General features: G+C 29.6%; 1 protein-coding gene. It reads left to right on the top strand.

Annotated features, from left to right (window positions below):
• Positions 1–41: 41 nt before the first annotated feature.
• The coding region (locus ACU8DI_RS15400) for a hypothetical protein (RefSeq protein WP_447113683.1) at positions 42–588 on the top strand (547 nt) is incomplete at its 3' end.

Below are 588 nucleotides of genomic sequence, written 5' to 3'. Positions count from 1 at the left end.
CGTTGTGCGTCATTTAAGAAAAACCCGAAGAAACAAGAAAATTGAGTTGGATAAATAAAATATTTGGAACAAATAAAATTGAGAAAAATCCCACTCGAAAAATTGACTACATCCAAATAACAAAAGATTGGAACGCTGACCCAGTTTCACCTGAAATTGAATTAGAAGTGGACGGAATTGATTTAATAATGGACATTTATCTAAATCATTTCAGATTTGATAGATACCAAGAAGGTGACAAAGTTAAAATCCGATTTAAAAACTGTGCGGAATATTCTTTAAATAATTGCAATGATGAAGGATATTTTTATGGACAATATAGAACAAATCACAACGAATTACCTTGGGGAGAATTTTATGAAATTAAAAGCGGATTAGATAAAGAGTTCCCAAATCCGATTGAGAAAATTCAAACTAACAAATCTGACAGAAAACATTTTATTTTCTTTTTTAAAGACGAGACATTTGAATGTCTTGCTTCTGATTATTATTTAGACTTTTACAACGAAAAAGTGCTAAACAGTTGCAAAACAAATTATAATATAGTTTTAGAAGGAAAGGAAATTGGAACTTCCAAACTGGAAAAAG

This window comes from Psychroserpens sp. BH13MA-6 (assembly GCF_052983595.1).
Note: the sequence above shows the minus strand (reverse complement) of the source record. Positions and strands in the feature narration are given on the sequence as shown.